General features: G+C 59.0%; 16 protein-coding genes. 9 read left to right on the top strand and 7 right to left on the bottom strand.

Features of this window, described 5'->3' with window-relative positions; translation table 11 throughout:
• Positions 1-63: 63 nt before the first annotated feature.
• Genes AC1MDT_RS22330 through zur form a run of 4 tightly spaced genes read right to left on the bottom strand, consistent with a single transcriptional unit; the run spans position 64 to position 2,866 of the window.
• Positions 64-780 (bottom strand): PA5502 family lipoprotein, encoded by a 717-nt coding sequence (locus AC1MDT_RS22330; RefSeq protein ID WP_480418978.1) that lies wholly within the window; start codon positions 778-780, stop codon positions 64-66.
• Between the two features lie 37 nt (positions 781-817).
• Entirely contained in the window at positions 818-1,606 is a 789-nt protein-coding gene (znuB, locus tag AC1MDT_RS22325) for a zinc ABC transporter permease subunit ZnuB (RefSeq protein WP_414909760.1), read from the bottom strand.
• Entirely contained in the window at positions 1,599-2,384 is a 786-nt protein-coding gene (znuC, locus tag AC1MDT_RS22320; protein ID WP_480418977.1) for a zinc ABC transporter ATP-binding protein ZnuC, read from the bottom strand. The genes znuB and znuC overlap by 8 nt, the downstream gene beginning before the upstream one ends.
• Positions 2,384-2,866 (bottom strand): zinc uptake transcriptional repressor Zur, encoded by a 483-nt coding sequence (gene zur / locus AC1MDT_RS22315; RefSeq protein WP_480418976.1) that lies wholly within the window; start codon positions 2,864-2,866, stop codon positions 2,384-2,386. Before zur ends, znuC begins: the two co-directional genes overlap by 1 nt.
• Before the next feature lie 66 nt (positions 2,867-2,932).
• Here zur and AC1MDT_RS22310 point away from each other — a divergent pair, with 66 nt between their 5' ends.
• The gene (locus AC1MDT_RS22310) at positions 2,933-3,853 is read left to right on the top strand and encodes a zinc ABC transporter substrate-binding protein (protein ID WP_480418975.1); all 921 of its coding nucleotides are present in this window, start codon (positions 2,933-2,935) and stop codon (positions 3,851-3,853) included.
• Positions 3,854-3,972: 119 nt separating this feature from the next.
• Here AC1MDT_RS22310 and AC1MDT_RS22305 read toward each other — a convergent pair whose 3' ends face one another.
• The gene (locus AC1MDT_RS22305; protein WP_480418974.1) at positions 3,973-4,923 is read right to left on the bottom strand and encodes a homoserine kinase; all 951 of its coding nucleotides are present in this window, start codon (positions 4,921-4,923) and stop codon (positions 3,973-3,975) included.
• A gap of 58 nt (positions 4,924-4,981) precedes the next feature.
• Entirely contained in the window at positions 4,982-5,272 is a 291-nt protein-coding gene (locus AC1MDT_RS22300; protein WP_480418973.1) for a DUF2782 domain-containing protein, read from the bottom strand.
• A gap of 74 nt (positions 5,273-5,346) precedes the next feature.
• Here AC1MDT_RS22300 and polA point away from each other — a divergent pair, with 74 nt between their 5' ends.
• Positions 5,347-8,118, top strand: coding sequence for a DNA polymerase I (gene polA / locus AC1MDT_RS22295; RefSeq protein ID WP_480418972.1), 2,772 nt, complete (start codon positions 5,347-5,349; stop codon positions 8,116-8,118).
• 391 nt (positions 8,119-8,509) lie between these two features.
• Here polA and yihA read toward each other — a convergent pair whose 3' ends face one another.
• Entirely contained in the window at positions 8,510-9,160 is a 651-nt protein-coding gene (yihA, locus tag AC1MDT_RS22290; protein ID WP_480418971.1) for a ribosome biogenesis GTP-binding protein YihA/YsxC, read from the bottom strand.
• Between the two features lie 191 nt (positions 9,161-9,351).
• Between yihA and AC1MDT_RS22285 the strand changes: the two genes are divergently transcribed.
• The 7 genes from AC1MDT_RS22285 to AC1MDT_RS22255 all read left to right on the top strand — a co-directional run bounded on the left by AC1MDT_RS22285 (position 9,352) and on the right by AC1MDT_RS22255 (position 16,677).
• The gene (locus AC1MDT_RS22285; protein WP_054048012.1) at positions 9,352-9,642 is read left to right on the top strand and encodes a c-type cytochrome; all 291 of its coding nucleotides are present in this window, start codon (positions 9,352-9,354) and stop codon (positions 9,640-9,642) included.
• Positions 9,643-9,688: 46 nt separating this feature from the next.
• Positions 9,689-10,300, top strand: a complete 612-nt coding sequence (locus AC1MDT_RS22280; protein WP_414909769.1) for a c-type cytochrome — start codon at positions 9,689-9,691, stop codon at positions 10,298-10,300.
• A gap of 202 nt (positions 10,301-10,502) precedes the next feature.
• Positions 10,503-11,144 carry a thiol:disulfide interchange protein DsbA gene (gene dsbA, locus AC1MDT_RS22275; protein WP_480418970.1) on the top strand — a complete coding sequence of 214 codons (642 nt, stop codon included), beginning with the start codon at positions 10,503-10,505 and terminating at the stop codon, positions 11,142-11,144.
• 14 nt (positions 11,145-11,158) lie between these two features.
• Positions 11,159-12,037 carry an endonuclease/exonuclease/phosphatase family protein gene (locus AC1MDT_RS22270; protein WP_480418969.1) on the top strand — a complete coding sequence of 293 codons (879 nt, stop codon included), beginning with the start codon at positions 11,159-11,161 and terminating at the stop codon, positions 12,035-12,037.
• Entirely contained in the window at positions 12,034-14,106 is a 2,073-nt protein-coding gene (locus AC1MDT_RS22265) for a GGDEF domain-containing protein (protein ID WP_480418968.1), read from the top strand. The genes AC1MDT_RS22270 and AC1MDT_RS22265 overlap by 4 nt, the downstream gene beginning before the upstream one ends.
• 102 nt (positions 14,107-14,208) lie before the next feature.
• Positions 14,209-14,988 carry an N-acetylmuramoyl-L-alanine amidase gene (locus tag AC1MDT_RS22260; RefSeq protein WP_480418967.1) on the top strand — a complete coding sequence of 260 codons (780 nt, stop codon included), beginning with the start codon at positions 14,209-14,211 and terminating at the stop codon, positions 14,986-14,988.
• A 75-nt stretch (positions 14,989-15,063) separates the two neighbouring features.
• Positions 15,064-16,677, top strand: coding sequence for an EAL domain-containing protein (locus AC1MDT_RS22255; RefSeq protein WP_480418966.1), 1,614 nt, complete (start codon positions 15,064-15,066; stop codon positions 16,675-16,677).
• Positions 16,678-16,684 lie beyond the last annotated feature (7 nt).

The following is a 16,684-nucleotide window of genomic DNA, read 5'->3' as shown; positions in this document are numbered from 1 at the left end:
TCCCACATTGGATCTGCGACTCGCTGCAAATCACCTGTGGGAGCGAGCCTGCTCGCGAAGCTTTTAGGGTTTACGCGGGCTAAGAACCATCTGCGCCGGAACGTTGCGCAGGATCTGCTTTTGCAGTTTCAAGTCAAACCCGGAATCCAGCTTCTTCACCCGCTTGGTCAGCAATGTGGCCAGCCAAGGGTAATCCTCAGTACGCGGCGTCTGAATGCTCACATCGCACTGGTAATTCACCACATCGGCGGCGATAGCATCCAGCTGCCGGCGAAGTTTGACCATATCGTTTACGTTCAGCGCAACCGTGGTGCTTTGCGCCGTCGGATCAATGACTTTCGCCTTTGACTTGGCTTCTGCAGCATTGAGCGCCGCCTCGGCTTTATCCAGCTCAGCCTTGCGGGCATTGACGATGGCGTTGTTTACACCACCGGTCAGCGCCGGGGCTTTGGGCATCAACGACCGAGCACGGCTGAGCGCCGTGGCGGCGGCATTCACATCGCCTTTTTGCAACACGATCTGGCTGCGCTGCAGATAGGCTTCGGCCAGTTGCCGTTGGTACTGCACAAGGCTTGGGTCGTCGGGCGACTGGGCCTGCAAGGCAGCCAGTTGATCTTCGGCGGTGGCCAACTCATTGCTGGCGATACTTTGTTCCAGTTGCGTGATGGCCGTAGCCCGCGCATCGGGGGCCTCGGTGGCCGCCGGTGGCGTGCTTTGGCAAGCACCCAGCAGCAGAGAAAATGCGACAAGGAGCAGATAACGGGAGGCGAACGACTTCATTCCTGCGACTCTCTATTTGCGCAAAAAACGAGCAAGTCTACACCCCTCGACGGGGCAGGACAAAACTCAGCAGAAACAGTGCAGCGGCCATCACCACAATCGATGGGCCTGCTGGCGTGTCCTTGAACCAGGACAGCGCCAGCCCACCACACACCGCGAACATACCCAACAGGCTTGCGCCCAATGCCATCTGTTCTGGCGAGCGCGCGTGACGTTGTGCGGCAGCCGCGGGGATGATCAGCAGCGAAGTGATCAGCAACACACCGACGATTTTCATCGCCACGGCAATCACGACGGCAATCAGCAGCATCAGCGTCAAGCGCAACGCCGCCACCGGCAAACCTTCTACCTTGGCCAGTTCTTCATGCACCGTGATCGCCAGCAAGGGTCGCCACAACGTGACTAACAGCGCCAGGACTGCCGCGCTGCCCCCGAGTATCCAAGCCAGATCTGTCGGGCTGATCGCCAACAGGTCGCCGAACAGATACGCCATCAGATCGATCCGTACTTCATGCATGAAGCTTAGTACCACCAGGCCCAATGAGAGCGTGCTCGGTGCGAGAATTCCCAAAAGCGTGTCGGACGCCAGCGGCTGGCGCTGCTGCAATGTCACCAACAGCACCGCCAGCAGCAGACACCCTACGGTGACCGCCACCGTCGGGCTGACATCCAGCAAGAATCCCAACGCCACGCCAAGCAAGGCCGCGTGAGACAGGGTGTCGCCGAAATAGGCCATGCGCCGCCAGACCACGAACGAACCCAGTGGGCCCGCCACCAACGCCAGAGCCAGACCTGCAAGCAGGGCGTAGAGCAGAAAATCAGCCATGCTTGCAGCTATCTCCATGAACGTGGGGTTGAACCGAAGGGTCCGCGCTGACTACCGAGCCATGCAAGTCGTGGGCGTGGTCGTGGTGGTGGTGATAAATCGCCAGGCTTTGTGCGTTCTTTCCGAAGAGTTCGACGAATGCAGGATCGCCGCTGACCTGCTCCGGGTGTCCGGAACAGCAAACGTGGCGATTCAGGCAAACGACCTGGTCGGTGGTGCTCATCACCAGGTGCAGATCGTGGGACACCATCAACACGCCGCAGCCGTGACGGTCCCGCAATCGCGTGATCAGGCTATACAGTTCGGCCTGACCCGCCACATCGACGCCTTGCACAGGCTCGTCGAGCACCAGCAACTCCGGCTCACGCAACAGAGCCCGAGCCAACAGCACGCGCTGCATCTCACCACCGGAAACACTTTGCACCGGGCTATCAATCACCTGCTCGGCGCCGACTTCCTTGAGTGCCGCCAAGGCCCGCACACGATCCACGCCCGGAACCAGGCGCAGGAATCGCAGCACCGACAGTGGCAGGGTCGGATCGACGTGAAGTTTTTGCGGCATGTACCCGACCCGCAGTTTCGGCTTGCGCCAGACACTGCCGCTGTCCGGCTTCAACAGACCGAGCACGGCGCGCACCAGCGTCGTCTTGCCGGCGCCGTTGGGGCCGATCAAGGTGACGATCTGTCCCGGCTCCACGCTCAGCTCGATGTTATCCAGCACGTTTTGCCCGGCAAAGGTGACAGCAACCTGCTTGAGGCGGATCAGCGCGTTGCTCATCAAGCCCCCTGGCAACCGGCGCAGAGCCCGACCACTTCAACGGTCTGGCCCTCGACGACAAACCCGACCTCCCCGGCGCTATCGATGATGGCGTCGCTGATTGATTGTTGTTCCAGCTCAATGGCGGCGTGACATTTGCGGCAGATCAGGAATTGGCCTTGATGGGCGTGTTCCGGGTGATTGCAGCCGACGAAAGCGTTCAGCGAGGAGATACGGTGCACGAGGCCGTTTTCCAGCAGGAAATCCAGCGCGCGGTATACAGTCGGCGGCGCGGCGCGGCGACCGTCCTGCTCGCTGAGGACCGCCAGTATGTCGTAAGCACCCAGCGGCTTGTGGCTTTGCCACACCAGTTCCAGCACCCTGCGGCGCAAGGCGGTCAGGCGCAGGCCTTGACGTGCGCACAGGGCATCGGCCTCTGACAGAGCGCTATGGACGCAATGAGAGTGGTCGTGGGGACGGCTGGCAATCGGTGTTTTAGGCATGAGCGGCGACGAGTTTTGTGAGAGACGTTATTATGTTACCCGTTCTCGCCTCTTCGAGTGGTCATCGTGTCCCGACTTTTTTCTATCTATGTCGCATTTATCGCAAGTTTTCTGCTGATTGGCTCGGCTCAAGCCGAAGTCAAAGTACTCACCAGCATCAAGCCTCTGCAGTTGATCGCCGCTGCGGTGCAAGACGGCGTGGCGATTCCGGAAGTGTTGCTGCCGCCCGGCGCATCGCCCCATAACTACGCGTTGCGCCCTTCCGACGTGCGCAAGGTGCAGTCGGTGGATCTGGTGTACTGGATCGGCCCGGACATGGAAGGTTTCCTGCCCCGCGTGCTGAAAGGTCGTACGCTGCCGAGCGTCGCCGTACAGGATTTGCCTGGCTTGAAATTGCGCCGCTTCACCGAAGACAGCCACTCCCACGCCGAAGAGGCAGACGAGCATGACCACGATCACCGTCCCGGGAGCCTGGATGCGCATTTGTGGCTGTCGCCGGTCAACGCTCGTGTGATTGCCACCAAAATGGCCGCGGACCTGAGCGCCGCCGATCCGGCGAACGCCGCACGTTATCAGAGCAACCTGAAGGCATTTGATGAGCGCCTGGACGCGCTGGACCTGCGCCTTAAATCACGTATGGCTGACGTCGCCGGCAAACCTTACTTCGTGTTCCACGAAGCGTTCGACTACTTCGAAGATGCCTACGGCCTCAAGCATACCGGTGTGTTCAGTGTTGCTGCCGAAGTCCAGCCTGGCGCCCAACACGTCGCTGCAATGCGTGCGCGCTTGCAGGAAGTCGGCAAAACTTGTGTGTTCAGCGAACCGCCATTGCGGCCGCGCCTGGCGGAAACGCTGGTGGCTGGCCTGCCGGTGAAACTGGCGGAGCTGGATGCGCTTGGCGGATACACGCCGGCGACCGCTCAGGGGTATGAGCAGGTGCTGGAGAAGCTGGGGAATGACTTGGCGGGGTGCCTGGAGTCGTTGTGACCCAGACATTTGTGTCGCCCCATTCGCGAGCAGGCTCGCTCCCACATTAGATCTCGGCTGGTCACAGAATTTGTGCACACAGGAGATCCACTGTGGGAGCGAGCCTGCTCGCGGAGCTTTTAAAGGGCGAAAGGCAACGGCGTGCTGATCTTCTGTCGTTGCGCCAAGCGCTGTTGAAACTCCATCGGATCGTGAATCAACACGTCCTGACCGGCGAAAGATTCCGCCGCAATCAAGCGCGACAGCCAGAACCGCACGCACGCCACCCGCAGCAGGGTGGGCCACAACTCGGCTTCGGCAGCCGTGAACGGTCGCAGAGCGGCATAGGCCCCGAGCAATGCCCGCGCCCGCGCGCCGTCGATTACCCCGTCCTCGTCCGAGCACCAGTCATTCAAGGCAATCGCTACGTCGTACAGCATCGGCCCCGAGCAAGCGTTGTAGAAATCGATCAGCCCGGTCAGGTGGGTACCTTCGAACATCGCATTGTCGCGGAATAGGTCCGCGTGGATGTTGGCACGCGGCAATGCCAGAATTTTCGTTTTCTGCTGTGTGATTTCGTCCAGCGCCCGCTGCAGTAAATCGCTCTGCTCGGCATTCAGGTGCGACAGGAACTGCGTGCCCTCTTCCAGCATCCAGTCCAGCCCGCGATCCGTCTTGCGCTTGATCATGTTGGCCTGGGTCGCCAGATGCAGATGGCCGAGCAATTCGCCCACCTGAGCGCAATGCTGTGCGTTGGTTTCCTTGATGTGTTTGCCCGCCAGGCGCGGCTGCAACAGCGCCGGCTTGCCTGCCAGTTCGCGCAGGGCGATTCCATCAGTGGTGCGCAGCGCATACGGCACTGGAAGGTCGGCCTCATGCAGGACGTCGAGCAACTCGATGAAGAACGGCATCTCCTGAACCGGTCCGCGCTCGACCAGGGTCAGGACAAATTCGCCCTGCTCCATGCTGATAAAGAAATTGGTGTTTTCACTACCGGCGGCAATTCCCTGGAAATCGAGCAGGCGGCCGAGTCCGTAAGGGGCGAGAAAGGTTTCCAGCTCGGGCCGAGCCAGGGGGGTGAACACAGACATGTTTAAACTGCCAGTACGGGCGCCGACCTGTCAGCAAGCGCCGATTGAAATTAAGAAGCTACTTCCACTCAAAAATTTTCCACGCCGGAATCAGCATATCCGGTTGATCCGAGCGGATGTAGTTTGCATCGGTCCCGTCCGCGCGCACCAGAAAATACGGAGGTCCAACCTTGGGCGTGACCTTGATCGCGTACAGGAAACCGTTTTGACGGTACTCCTGAATGAGCTTGTCGCCTTCCGTGTAGATCTTAACTTCCGGCTCCGGGGTTGGCGCATTGTCTGCCGCCATGACGGCCAATGGGGTGATTGCAAACAAGCCAGCCAGCAACAGGCGATTTAGTGTGCACATGATAACCTTGTCCCTTTGTCGTCAACGGTCCCGCTATTCTAGCGCCGGACCCGCCGAAAAGGTTGATCCTGCTCATGAGCCAAGCCCCCCTCGTCCTGGTGGACGGTTCTTCTTATCTGTACCGCGCCTTTCACGCCCTGCCGCCACTGACCACGTCCAAAGGTCTGCCGACCGGCGCAGTCAAAGGCGTGCTGAACATGCTCAAGAGTCTGCGCAAGCAGTATCCGGACAGTCCGTTCGCCGTGGTGTTCGACGCCAAGGGTGGGACTTTTCGCGATGACATGTACGCCGAATACAAGGCCAACCGTCCGAGCATGCCTGACGACATGCGCGTGCAGATCGAGCCACTGCACCAAAGCGTAGTCGCTCTGGGCTTCCCGTTGCTGTGTGTCGAAGGCGTCGAAGCCGATGACGTGATCGGCACGCTCGCCCGCAGTAGCGCCGCCGCTGATCGTCCGGTCATCATTTCTACCGGCGACAAGGACATGGCGCAGCTGGTCGACGGCCACATTACCTTGGTCAACACCATGACCGGTAGCAGCATGGACGTGGAGGGCGTGAAGGAGAAATTCGGCGTCGCTCCCGAGCAGATAATCGATTATCTGGCACTCATGGGCGATTCTTCCGACAACATCCCGGGTGTCCCGGGTATCGGTCCGAAGACTGCTTCCGGCCTGTTGGTGGGCGTAAACGGCGGGCTGACCGAGCTCTACGCGCAGCTCGATATCGTTCCGACCCTGCCGATCCGCGGCGCCAAGACCCTGCCGGCCAAGCTCGAAGAGCACAAGGAAATGGCTTTCCTCTCTTATCAGCTGGCGACCATCAAGATCGACGTGCCGCTGGACATCGGTCTCGACGACCTGCAAATGGGTAAGCCGGATCACGATAAACTCGCCGAGCTTTACACCTTGCTCGAATTCAAGAGCTGGTTCGATGAGAACCAACGTGACGCCAAGCGATCGGGCCAGGAAGTCACCGCACCGGTGCTAGAAGAAGCCGTCGCCGACACCGAACTCAAGTACACCACAATCCTCACCCAGGCCGATTTTGATCTCTGGCTGAAGAAACTCAACGACGCCAAGCTGATTGCCTTCGACACCGAAACCACTGGCATCGATGCGCAGCAGGCTCAACTGGTGGGCCTGTCTTTTGCTGTGCAAGCCAACGAAGCGGCCTACATTCCGCTGACTCATTCCTACATGGGCGTGCCGGATCAACTGGATCGCGACACTGTGCTGCGGGCACTGAAACCGATTCTGGAAGACCCGAACAAACTCAAGGTCGGCCAGCACGCCAAGTTCGACATGAATATCCTGGCCAACTGCGCCATCGGTGGCGATCAACAGTGTGGGATCACGGTGCAAGGCATCGCTTTCGACACCATGCTCGAATCCTACGTGCTGGACTCCACCGCGACCCGCCACGACATGGACAGCCTGGCGCTCAAATACCTGAACCACACCACGACCAGCTTCCAGGATATTGCGGGCAAAGGCGCCAAGCAGCTGACGTTTGACCAGATTTCTCTGGAGCTGGCCGGGCCATACGCCGCCGAAGACGCTGATGTGACGCTACGCCTGCATCAAACCCTGCAAGAAAAACTCAATGCCATTCCGAGCCTGAGCAAGGTGTTGAGCGAAATCGAAATGCCGCTGGTGCCGGTGCTGGCGCGGATCGAACGCCAGGGCGCACTGGTCGACGCCAACCTGCTGGGCATCCAGAGCGTTGAACTGGGCGAAAAAATGGTCGCCCTTGAACGTGAGGCCTTTGCCATCGCCGGGGAAGAGTTCAACCTGGGCTCGCCGAAGCAACTGGGTGTGATTCTCTACGAAAAACTCGGCCTGCCGATCCTCAGCAAAACTGCCAAGGGCCAGGCTTCAACCGCCGAAGCGGTACTGGCAGAACTGGCCGAACAGGATTTCCCGCTGCCCAAGGTGCTGATGCAGTACCGTTCGATGAGCAAGTTGAAAAGTACCTATACCGATCGCCTGCCGGAGCAGATCAACCCGCGCACCGGGCGAATCCACACGTCTTATCATCAGGCCGTTGCGGCGACCGGGCGGTTGTCGTCCAGCGATCCGAACCTGCAGAACATTCCTATCCGTACCGCCGAAGGTCGTCGGATTCGTCAGGCGTTCGTTGCGCCAAAAGGTTACAAACTGCTGGCCGCGGACTACTCGCAGATTGAATTGCGAATCATGGCTCACCTGGCCAAGGACGAAGGCTTGCTGCACGCCTTCCGTAATGATCTGGACGTGCACAAGGCCACTGCCGCCGAAGTCTTCGGAGTGGAACTGGCGGATGTCAGCACCGACCAGCGACGCAGCGCCAAGGCAATCAACTTCGGTTTGATCTATGGCATGAGCGCGTTTGGCCTGGCCAAGCAGATCGGCGTTGATCGCAAGCAATCCCAGGCCTATATCGACCGTTATTTCGCCCGATACCCAGGCGTTCTGGCCTACATGGAGCGCACTCGTGCCCAGGCCGCCGAGCAAGGGTTCGTCGAAACCATCTTCGGTCGTCGCCTGTATCTACCGGAAATCAACGCAAAAAACCCGGCCTTGCGCAAAGGAGCCGAACGCACCGCAATCAATGCCCCGATGCAAGGAACTGCAGCGGACATCATCAAGAAAGCCATGGTGGCAGTGGATAGTTGGCTGACAACCTCGGGGCTGGACGCCAAAGTCATCCTGCAAGTGCACGATGAATTGGTGCTTGAGGTGCGTGAAGATTTAGTCGACCAGGTTCGAGACGAAGTTCGCGTGCACATGAGCGATGCCGTAACGCTGGATGTACCGCTTCTGGTGGAAGTTGGTGTAGGAAATAACTGGGACGAGGCTCACTGAGCCGCCTTTGTAGGAGCGAGCTTGCTCGCGAAGAACGAAAAGGCGCCGCGTTCAACAAGGCGGCCCGCGTAATCGTTAACGTCCATCGTCGGAACGCCGCCCGGAACAAGCTCGCTCCTACAGCACGAATTTGCCGTGGCAGAGCCAGCGAAGGGCGCTTAGTTCGGAAGGCGATTAGGGCTATTCCAAAGGCATTAGAAAAAAATCTGAACTAATCTTGCGCACCACCACTCAGATTTACTGAATGGGTGGTGAAGCCCTTCGATGCTCCTAATGTTGTGTTAAGTGTTGGCAGATATCTGGACCTCGCCCTAGCGGTCTAGAACTTGAACCCCGGAACTTCCTCCTCCCCATAAGAAGTCCGGGGTTTTTTTTGCCCGGCTTTTAACCATCAAGCGTCAGGCTGAGCCACCTCAGTCCCCTTGTCCGCCAGCTCCATCCAGCCCGCTAACACAGTATAGGCGTCTTCCAGGCCCAGTCGTTTTGGCGCCGAGAACAGCTGGATGCTAATGGCATCGCCCCAGCCCTTACGAATGTCCGACTGAACCTTGAGCAGGACGTTTTTCGCCGCGCCGTAGGTCAGCTTGTCTGCTTTGGTCAGCAGAATGTGCATCGGCATGCCGCTGGCGACAGCCCAATCCAGCATCAACAGGTCGAAGTCGGTCATTGGATGACGGATATCCATCATCAAAATCAGACCTTTCAAACTCTCGCGTCCGCCCAGGTAGGCTTCCAGGTGACGCTGCCAGTGCAGCTTCAACGGGATAGGTACTTTTGCGTAACCGTACCCCGGAAGGTCGACCAGACGACGATCATCGTCTAGCTTGAAGAAGTTCAACAACTGCGTGCGCCCCGGCGTTTTCGAGGTTCGCGCCAGGCTGGCGTGCGTCAGGGTGTTCAGCGCACTGGACTTGCCGGCGTTGGAACGCCCGGCGAAGGCCACTTCAAAGCCTTCATCGTCGGGACATTGGTCGACTTTGGCGGCGCTGAGCATGAAGGTGGACTGTTGGCACAGACCGAGGATGGGATTCTTGAGTTGCATGAGATTTCCGATGTGGGCGGCGCCGGGAATGGACGCGGCAAGCGGTGTCGTTTCCGTTTCAGTGACGCCAGTATATAATGCCGCAGATTTTGTGTGCGCTTTGTCCCAGCGTAGGATGAAGTTCACGAGAGCGATAGACCTTGATTGCGCACTAGAACGCAGCACGCTCTCAACCCTGAAAAGGTCGTTTTATGACGAAATGGCTGCTAGCTGCCGGTGTCTTGATGCCGCTTTACAGCGCTCAGGCTACACAGGATCCGGAAGCTGTGTACAACCGTGTTTGTGGTGCCTGTCATTCCGGCCAACTACCCATGGCGCCTCAAAAGGGCGATCAGGAAGCTTGGACGCCGAGGTTGGCGAAAGGTATGGAGACGCTGGTGCAACACGTGACCCAGGGTTTCAAGGCGATGCCGCCGCGTGGTTTGTGCATGGACTGCAGTGCCGAGGATTACCAGGCAATCATCCACTGGATGAGCGAGTGATTCCGGTCCATAACTCTTTAACCCTTAGCCGTAGTTGGATTAGCTGATGAACAAATTGATCGTGAGTCTGCTGTTGACCGTGGGGATCTCCGGCATTGCCCATGCTGCAGGTGATGCGACTGCTGGTCAGGCGAAAGCCGCAGTATGTGGCGCCTGTCATGGCCCGGATGGCAACAGCATGGCGCCTAACTTTCCGAAACTGGCAGGTCAGGGCGAGCGTTATCTGAACAAGCAGCTGCACGACATCAAGTCCGGCAAACGCACGGTACTGGAAATGACTGGCCTGCTGACCAACCTGAGCGATCAGGACCTGGCCGATATCGCCGCTTACTTCTCCAGCCAGAAAGGTAGTGTTGGCGCCGCCGACCCGAAAGTCGTGGCTCGCGGTGAGGCCTTGTTCCGCGGTGGCGATCTGGCCAAGGGCCTGCCTGCCTGCACCGGATGCCACTCGCCAAATGGCGCAGGCAACGCGGCTGCCGGCTTCCCGCACCTGGGTGGGCAGCACGCTCAGTACGTCGCCAAGCAACTGACCGAATTCCGCAAGGAAGAAGGCGGCCGCAACAACGATGGCGATACCAAACCCATGCAGACCATCTCCAAAAGGCTGAGCGACGAAGATATCGCAGCCGTCTCCAGCTATATTCAAGGCCTGCACTAAGGCCTGCACGGATCGAGCGTTGCCAGAGGTGCACATCTCCTGCAACGTTAACGCTCTATTAATCCGTCGCGGCAAGTATAAAAAGGGTGGCTTAGGCCGCCCTTTTTTGTGGCCGCTGCCGTTACACTACAGAACTCAAGCCCGCCATGACCTGTCTGAAAACAGGTCGCGCGAGGCGACCAAAATTGTCCAGGAGTAAAGCATGCGTAATCTGATCATCAGCGCCGCACTGGTCGCTGCCAGCCTGTTCGGCATGACTGCCCAAGCCGCTGAGGCACCCGCCGCACACTACGTCGAACTGAGCAATCCGGTTCCGGTCGCCGTGCCGGGCAAGATCGAAGTCGTGGAGCTGTTCTGGTACGGCTGCCCGCACTGCTACGCGTTCGAGCCGGTGATCAATCCGTGGGTTGAGAAACTGCCTTCCGACGTGAACTTCGTCCGTATTCCAGCCATGTTCGGCGGCCCTTGGGACGCTCACGGTCAAATGTTCCTGACCCTGGAAGCCATGGGCGTTGAGCACAAGGTTCACGCGGCGGTGTTCAATGCCATCCAGAAAGAACACAAGAAACTGGTCGACAAGAATGAAATGGCTGACTTCCTGGCAACCCAGGGCGTAGACAAAGACAAGTTCCTGGCCACCTTCGACTCCTTCGCCATCAAGGGCAAGATCGTTCAGGCCCGCGAACTGGCCAAGAAATATGAAATCTCCGGCGTTCCAACCATGATCGTCAACGGTAAGTATCGCTTCGACGTGGGCTCCGCTGGCGGTGCCGAGCAAGCACTGCAACTGGCCGATAAACTGGTCGACAAAGAGCGAGCGGCTAACAAGGCCGCCGCCAACTAAGCGCAGCAACTGCCATGCGCCGCTGGGGAACTGAACGTGTCGTTGGCTTGCATGACCCGCAGGTCAACGAACTTCACCTGAAGTCATCGGGCTTGCCCGCAGACAGTCGTTTGCGTTTGCTCAGTTTCAATATCCAGGTGGGCATCAGTACCGAGCGGTATCGGCACTACCTGACCCGAGGCTGGCAGCACTTGCTGCCGCACACCGGGCGCGCCGAGAATCTGCAAAAGATCGGCAATCTGTTGGGCGACTTCGATCTGGTCGCCCTTCAAGAAGCCGATGGCGGCAGCCTGCGATCAGGTTACGTCAATCAAGTCGAACACCTGGCCCAGCTCGGTGCCTTCCCCTACTGGTATCAACAACTCAATCGCAATCTCGGTCGCCTCGGCCAGCACAGCAATGGCGTGCTCAGCCGCCTCCGTCCATGGGCAATTGAAGACCACCCGCTGCCAGGGCCCAAGGGGCGTGGGGCGATCCTGGTACGCTTTGGCGAAGGGCCCGAGGCGCTGGTGGTGGTCATGATGCATCTGGCGCTGGGCGCTCGCGCCCGCAGTTTGCAACTGGCCTATATCCGCGACCTGATTGGCGGTTACAAACACCAGGTACTGATGGGCGACATGAACACCCATGCCGGTGACCTGCTGCAAAACTCCCCGTTGCGTGACCTCGGCCTGTTGGCACCGCAACTGGAAGCGACCTTCCCCAGCTGGCGCCCGCAGCGCTGCCTGGACCATATTCTGCTGAGTCCGACCCTGACCCTTGAAAAGGTCGAAGTACTGGCCCAGCCCATTTCCGATCACCTGCCGGTCGCGGTAGAGATTCGTCTGCCGGGTTCGCTCACGGCTGATGCATTGCCCGCGTTGAGTCCTGCCCCTCGCGGATCCCATGAATGAGCGACGAAACACAGCGCTGGAAAGAGAAGTACCTTAAAAGCATCGAACAACAGGAAAAGCTCGAGCGTCGATGGGATGCCCGGCTCGACCTGCTGCGCCGAGGGTTGGTACGCAGTACGCTGGCGGCGGAAGGCACCGACCGCGCCGTTGACCAATGCATGAAGGAAATGCGCGAGGTCGTGCGCACCGATGAAATGGACGCCGGCCTGGCGGCCCTGATTCCGCGGCTGGAAAAAGCCGTGCTCGACTCGGAACAGCGTCGGGAAACCCGGGTCAACCAGACCAGCGCCGCACTGACTGCGCTGGTCGCCCAGCTGCAAACCTTGCCGCTGCCCCGGGAAGTGAGCCGACCACTCAAGAATTTCGCCAAAACCCTGGACGCACGGGTTAGCCAGGCGCGCGAGATGCCGTTGCTGCTCAGCGAGCTGAGCGGCCTGCAAGGCAAGGCACTGAGCCAGCTAGAGCATCCGGTAGAACCCGGCCGCCCAGGTTTCCTGCAACGGCTGTTCGGTCACCATGACGCCGATAACGCGGCTCCACCGGTCGCCACCCTCGCGGTGGAGTCGTCCACTGCACAACCTGTCGAAGCCGCGTCCACGCCTACTACAACGCCATCGCTGGCAACGCTCGACCTCGCGCCCGCCCTTGATAAGCCGCTACCCATGCGGCCCACCGCCCACGTTGCCGAGTCAGAGCCACCGACAAACGAGATCCCCCCCGCAACGACGCCGTCCCCGGCAGTCGTGGCATTTGTCCCGCAAGTACTTAAGCCAGAGCAGGCCCGCACTCACGATTCCGAAACGCCGCCCCAGGCAGACATAGAAAAGCCAGAAGAGCCGGTTCCCACTGTCATAGAACCAGCGCCACAACCTCCACTCGCCAACAACCCGGATGAACTGAGTCCGACGACTGCTCTCGACAGCCTGCCTTTGCCCACCGCCATGTCCGGACCATGGGTCGCCGTCGATCCGGAACACCCCGAGGCCGATACGCTTTACGCCCTTCCGGACTCGCCCGAGCCGTCCTACAGCTCGGTGGCAAAGCACATCGAAGACACCCTATTGGGGCTACTCGACGACCTGACGCTGCCCGAGCGTCATCGTCCGCAAGCCGAGTCAATGCGCAATCGCCTGCAGAACGGGCTTAACTGGTACGAATTACTGCCGATCCTCGACGATCTTGCAACCTTGATGTTGGCAATCAATGACAGCGGCCAGCACGAGTTCGAAGCCTATCTGCAACAGCTCAACGAACGCCTCGAATCCTTCCAAAGCAATCTGCAAGCCGCCAGCGACGGATACGCCGATAACCGTTCTGCCGCGCGCGAGATGGATACGCAAATTCGCGAGCAGGTCGATGGTTTACAGAACAGCATGCAGGATGCGGCGGATCTGGACGATCTCAAGCATGTCCTGGAAAACCATCTCGAAGGCCTGCTCGGCACGATGGACCATTACCAGAAACAACGGGACGAGCGCGAGCACGAAGTCGCCACTCGCCTGCACAGTCTGGCCGAGCGGGTGGCTCACATGGAGCAGGAAGCCCTGATCTATCGCGAGCACCTCGAAGAGCAGCGCCAGAAAGCCTTGATCGACCCGCTGACCGGCCTACCCAACCGGGCGGCCTGGAGCGAACGGCTGGAACACGAAATCAGCGAGTGGCAGAAACACGGCAGTACTCTGTTGCTGGCCATGCTCGACCTCGATCACTTCAAACGCATCAACGATAACTACGGTCACCTGGCGGGTGACAAAGTGCTGAAAATTATCGCCAGTGTGCTGCGCAAGCGCTTGCGCGGGACAGATTTCATTGCTCGGTTTGGTGGCGAAGAGTTTGTCCTGCTGATGCCCGGAACGGCCCCGGCGGCCGGCGCGAAACTTCTGGAGAACCTGCGGGCGGCGATCGAGGCGTGCCCTTTCCATTTCAAGGGAGAGCCCGTCACCATCACTATTTCCATGGGCCTGACCGCATTCAAGCCCGGCGAACATAGCGATCTGGTGCTTAAAAGAGCCGATCAGGCGTTATACCGTGCGAAAAATGCTGGCCGTAACCGGGTGGAATTGGGCTAACGGTCAAATGTTCCATTTTGTGTAAAACATCACCTTTGCCCTCCGCAAGCAAGGCAGTACGTTACACTGTTGCATTACTGTCTTGTGTGTATTGCCATTGCCATGAAATTCCTTGCCTTCATCGTGTCGCTGATTCTGCTCGCCGGTTGCGCCAGCGGCCCCCGCTTCGACACCAGTCATCCTTCCGTCAATCACGACAGTCGTATCCAGTTCGTGGTCATGCATTACACCAATGCGTCAATGGAGCGTTCACTGCAACTGCTGACCCATGGCGACGTCAGCAGCCATTACCTCATCGGCGACGACAAGAACGCAACTATCTACAAGCTGGTCGATGAAAACCTCCGGGCCTGGCACGCCGGCGAAAGCGAATGGCAAGGCCGGACCTGGTTGAACTCCAGCTCCATCGGCATCGAAATTGTCAATCCGGGCTTCAAAGAAACGCCGACCGGGCGCCTGTGGTATCCCTACAGCGAAGCCCAGGTCCAGTCCTTGATCGTTCTGCTCAAGGACATCACCAAACGTTATGCCATCAGCCCGATCAACATCATCGGCCATAGCGACATCGCGCCGCTGCGCAAGCTAGACCCCGGCCCGCTGTTCCCCTGGAAACGTCTGGCGGCCGAAGGCTTGGGGATCTGGCCGGACGAGCAAGTTGTAGCGCGCCAACAAGCACAGTTCGAGGCTCAACTGCCAAGCATCAGCTGGTTCCAGTCACAATTGGCGCATTTGGGGTACACCACGCCGCAAACCGGTGAACTGGATGTAGCGACACGTCATGTGATTGCCGCTTTTCAGATGCATTTCCGGCCTTCACGCTTCGACGGCACCCCTGACGCGCAAAGCGCGGCGATCCTTCAGGTATTAAATCAGACAAAATAATGACGCCCGCCCGACGGTCAAGGCTATTTCTCAATCAGCAGCTATAACTCATTGGTAATCCTTCGGATATTCCATATGACTGCTGCACGAGAGACGTTGCGTAGGTGGTTCTATCGCCCCTGGTTTTTGGCGATGCTGGCTGCTGTGTTAAGCGCAACGCTGCTGATGGCCGGCAGCCTTTTCGTGGCAATGCACCAGGTCGAGCAAAACGAGAGTGAGGAAATGAACGCCCAAGGAGAGCGCTTTCTCGCTCGCCTGGAACAGCTTTTCGGGCAACTGCGCGAAAGTCTCGACGATCTGGAAGCGCAACCGCTAAGGGGCTGCGACGACGAAATGATCGCGATATTGCAACAGGTCAGTTTCAATTACCGCTTTGTTTACGAGGCGGCTTATATGGACGCCTCACGGATCTGTTCCAACCGCCCCCGTCAGGAAGGGCTTTCGTTGACACGACAGCCGGACATCAAAGGCCCCACCTACAGCTACTGGTTGAACACCACGACCGAGCCCGATGAAAACCGGGCCGCGTTGATGCTCGGGCGCGGCAATTTCCGTGTCGCAACCTCTCGCGGGCATTTGACCGACATGGTCGACTTGTCACCGGGAAGCAGCCTGCTTCTGGTACTCGATCACGGCGCACGAGCGATTCCAATCCTCGGCTCTTCGCAAGTCTGGCCACCGACCGAGCCCTGGCCCCCGAAAAGCGTTGATGCGCTGCAAGTCACGCAAACGCGCTTGATCTACCGCATGCCGACTAACAATCCGGAATATCAACTGGTGCTGATCAGCCCGCGCACCGTCATGCACATACCCGCAGTTTGGTGGTGGTTGCTGCCAGCCAGCCTGGCGTTGGGCGTGTGTGTGGGTTTTCTCGTCTTTTTGCTGGTGCGTCAGCGTCAGTCACTGGACGCCGAGCTCACTGGCGCGATACGACGAGGCGAGTTGCAGGTGTTGTATCAACCGATCTTCGATCTCGACAGTCGCAACTGTGTCGGGGCAGAAGCCTTGCTACGCTGGCGAAGGCCGGACGGCACGCTTACCAGCCCGGATCTGTTCATTCCGATGGCGGAGAACACCGGTCAAATCCGCCAGATGACCGATTTTGTCTTACAGCGTCTGCTTGAGCAGCTCGGGCACCTGCTCAGAGCCAATCCGCAGCTGTACATCTCGGTCAACCTGGCCGCTTGCGACGTCATGGTGCCGCGCATCGGTCAGGTGATGGCGCGCCTGTTGACCTTGCACAGGGTCGCAGCCAAGCAAATTGCCTTTGAGGTCACCGAGCGGGGATTGATTGATGTGGTGGTCGCCCGGGAAAACCTGCAAGCCTTGCGCGATGTCGGGCATCAGGTGCTGATCGATGACTTCGGCACCGGCTATTGCAGCCTCGCCTACTTGCAAACCCTGCCGGTGGATTGTTTGAAAATCGACAAGGCCTTTATCGACGCTCTAGGCCATGACGCCGCGAGCAGCGGTGTCGCCCCGCACATCATTCATATGGCTCACGCCCTGCAACTCAAGGTGATTGCAGAGGGCATCGAACTTGAGTCCCAGGCGGAGTTTCTCAGCAGCGAAGGCGTGAAGTACGGTCAGGGTTGGTTGTTCGCCCACGCGCTGAGCGCGGTGCAATTCATTGAACTGATTACCCGTGGTCGCCGGTTGGCTGGGCGACGACTGGATGACGAGGCATGAAAACGTT

Source organism: Pseudomonas sp. ASL7, from assembly GCF_056680375.1.
The sequence above is the reverse complement of the archived record's forward strand: the minus strand, read 5'-3'. Positions and strand labels throughout refer to the sequence as shown.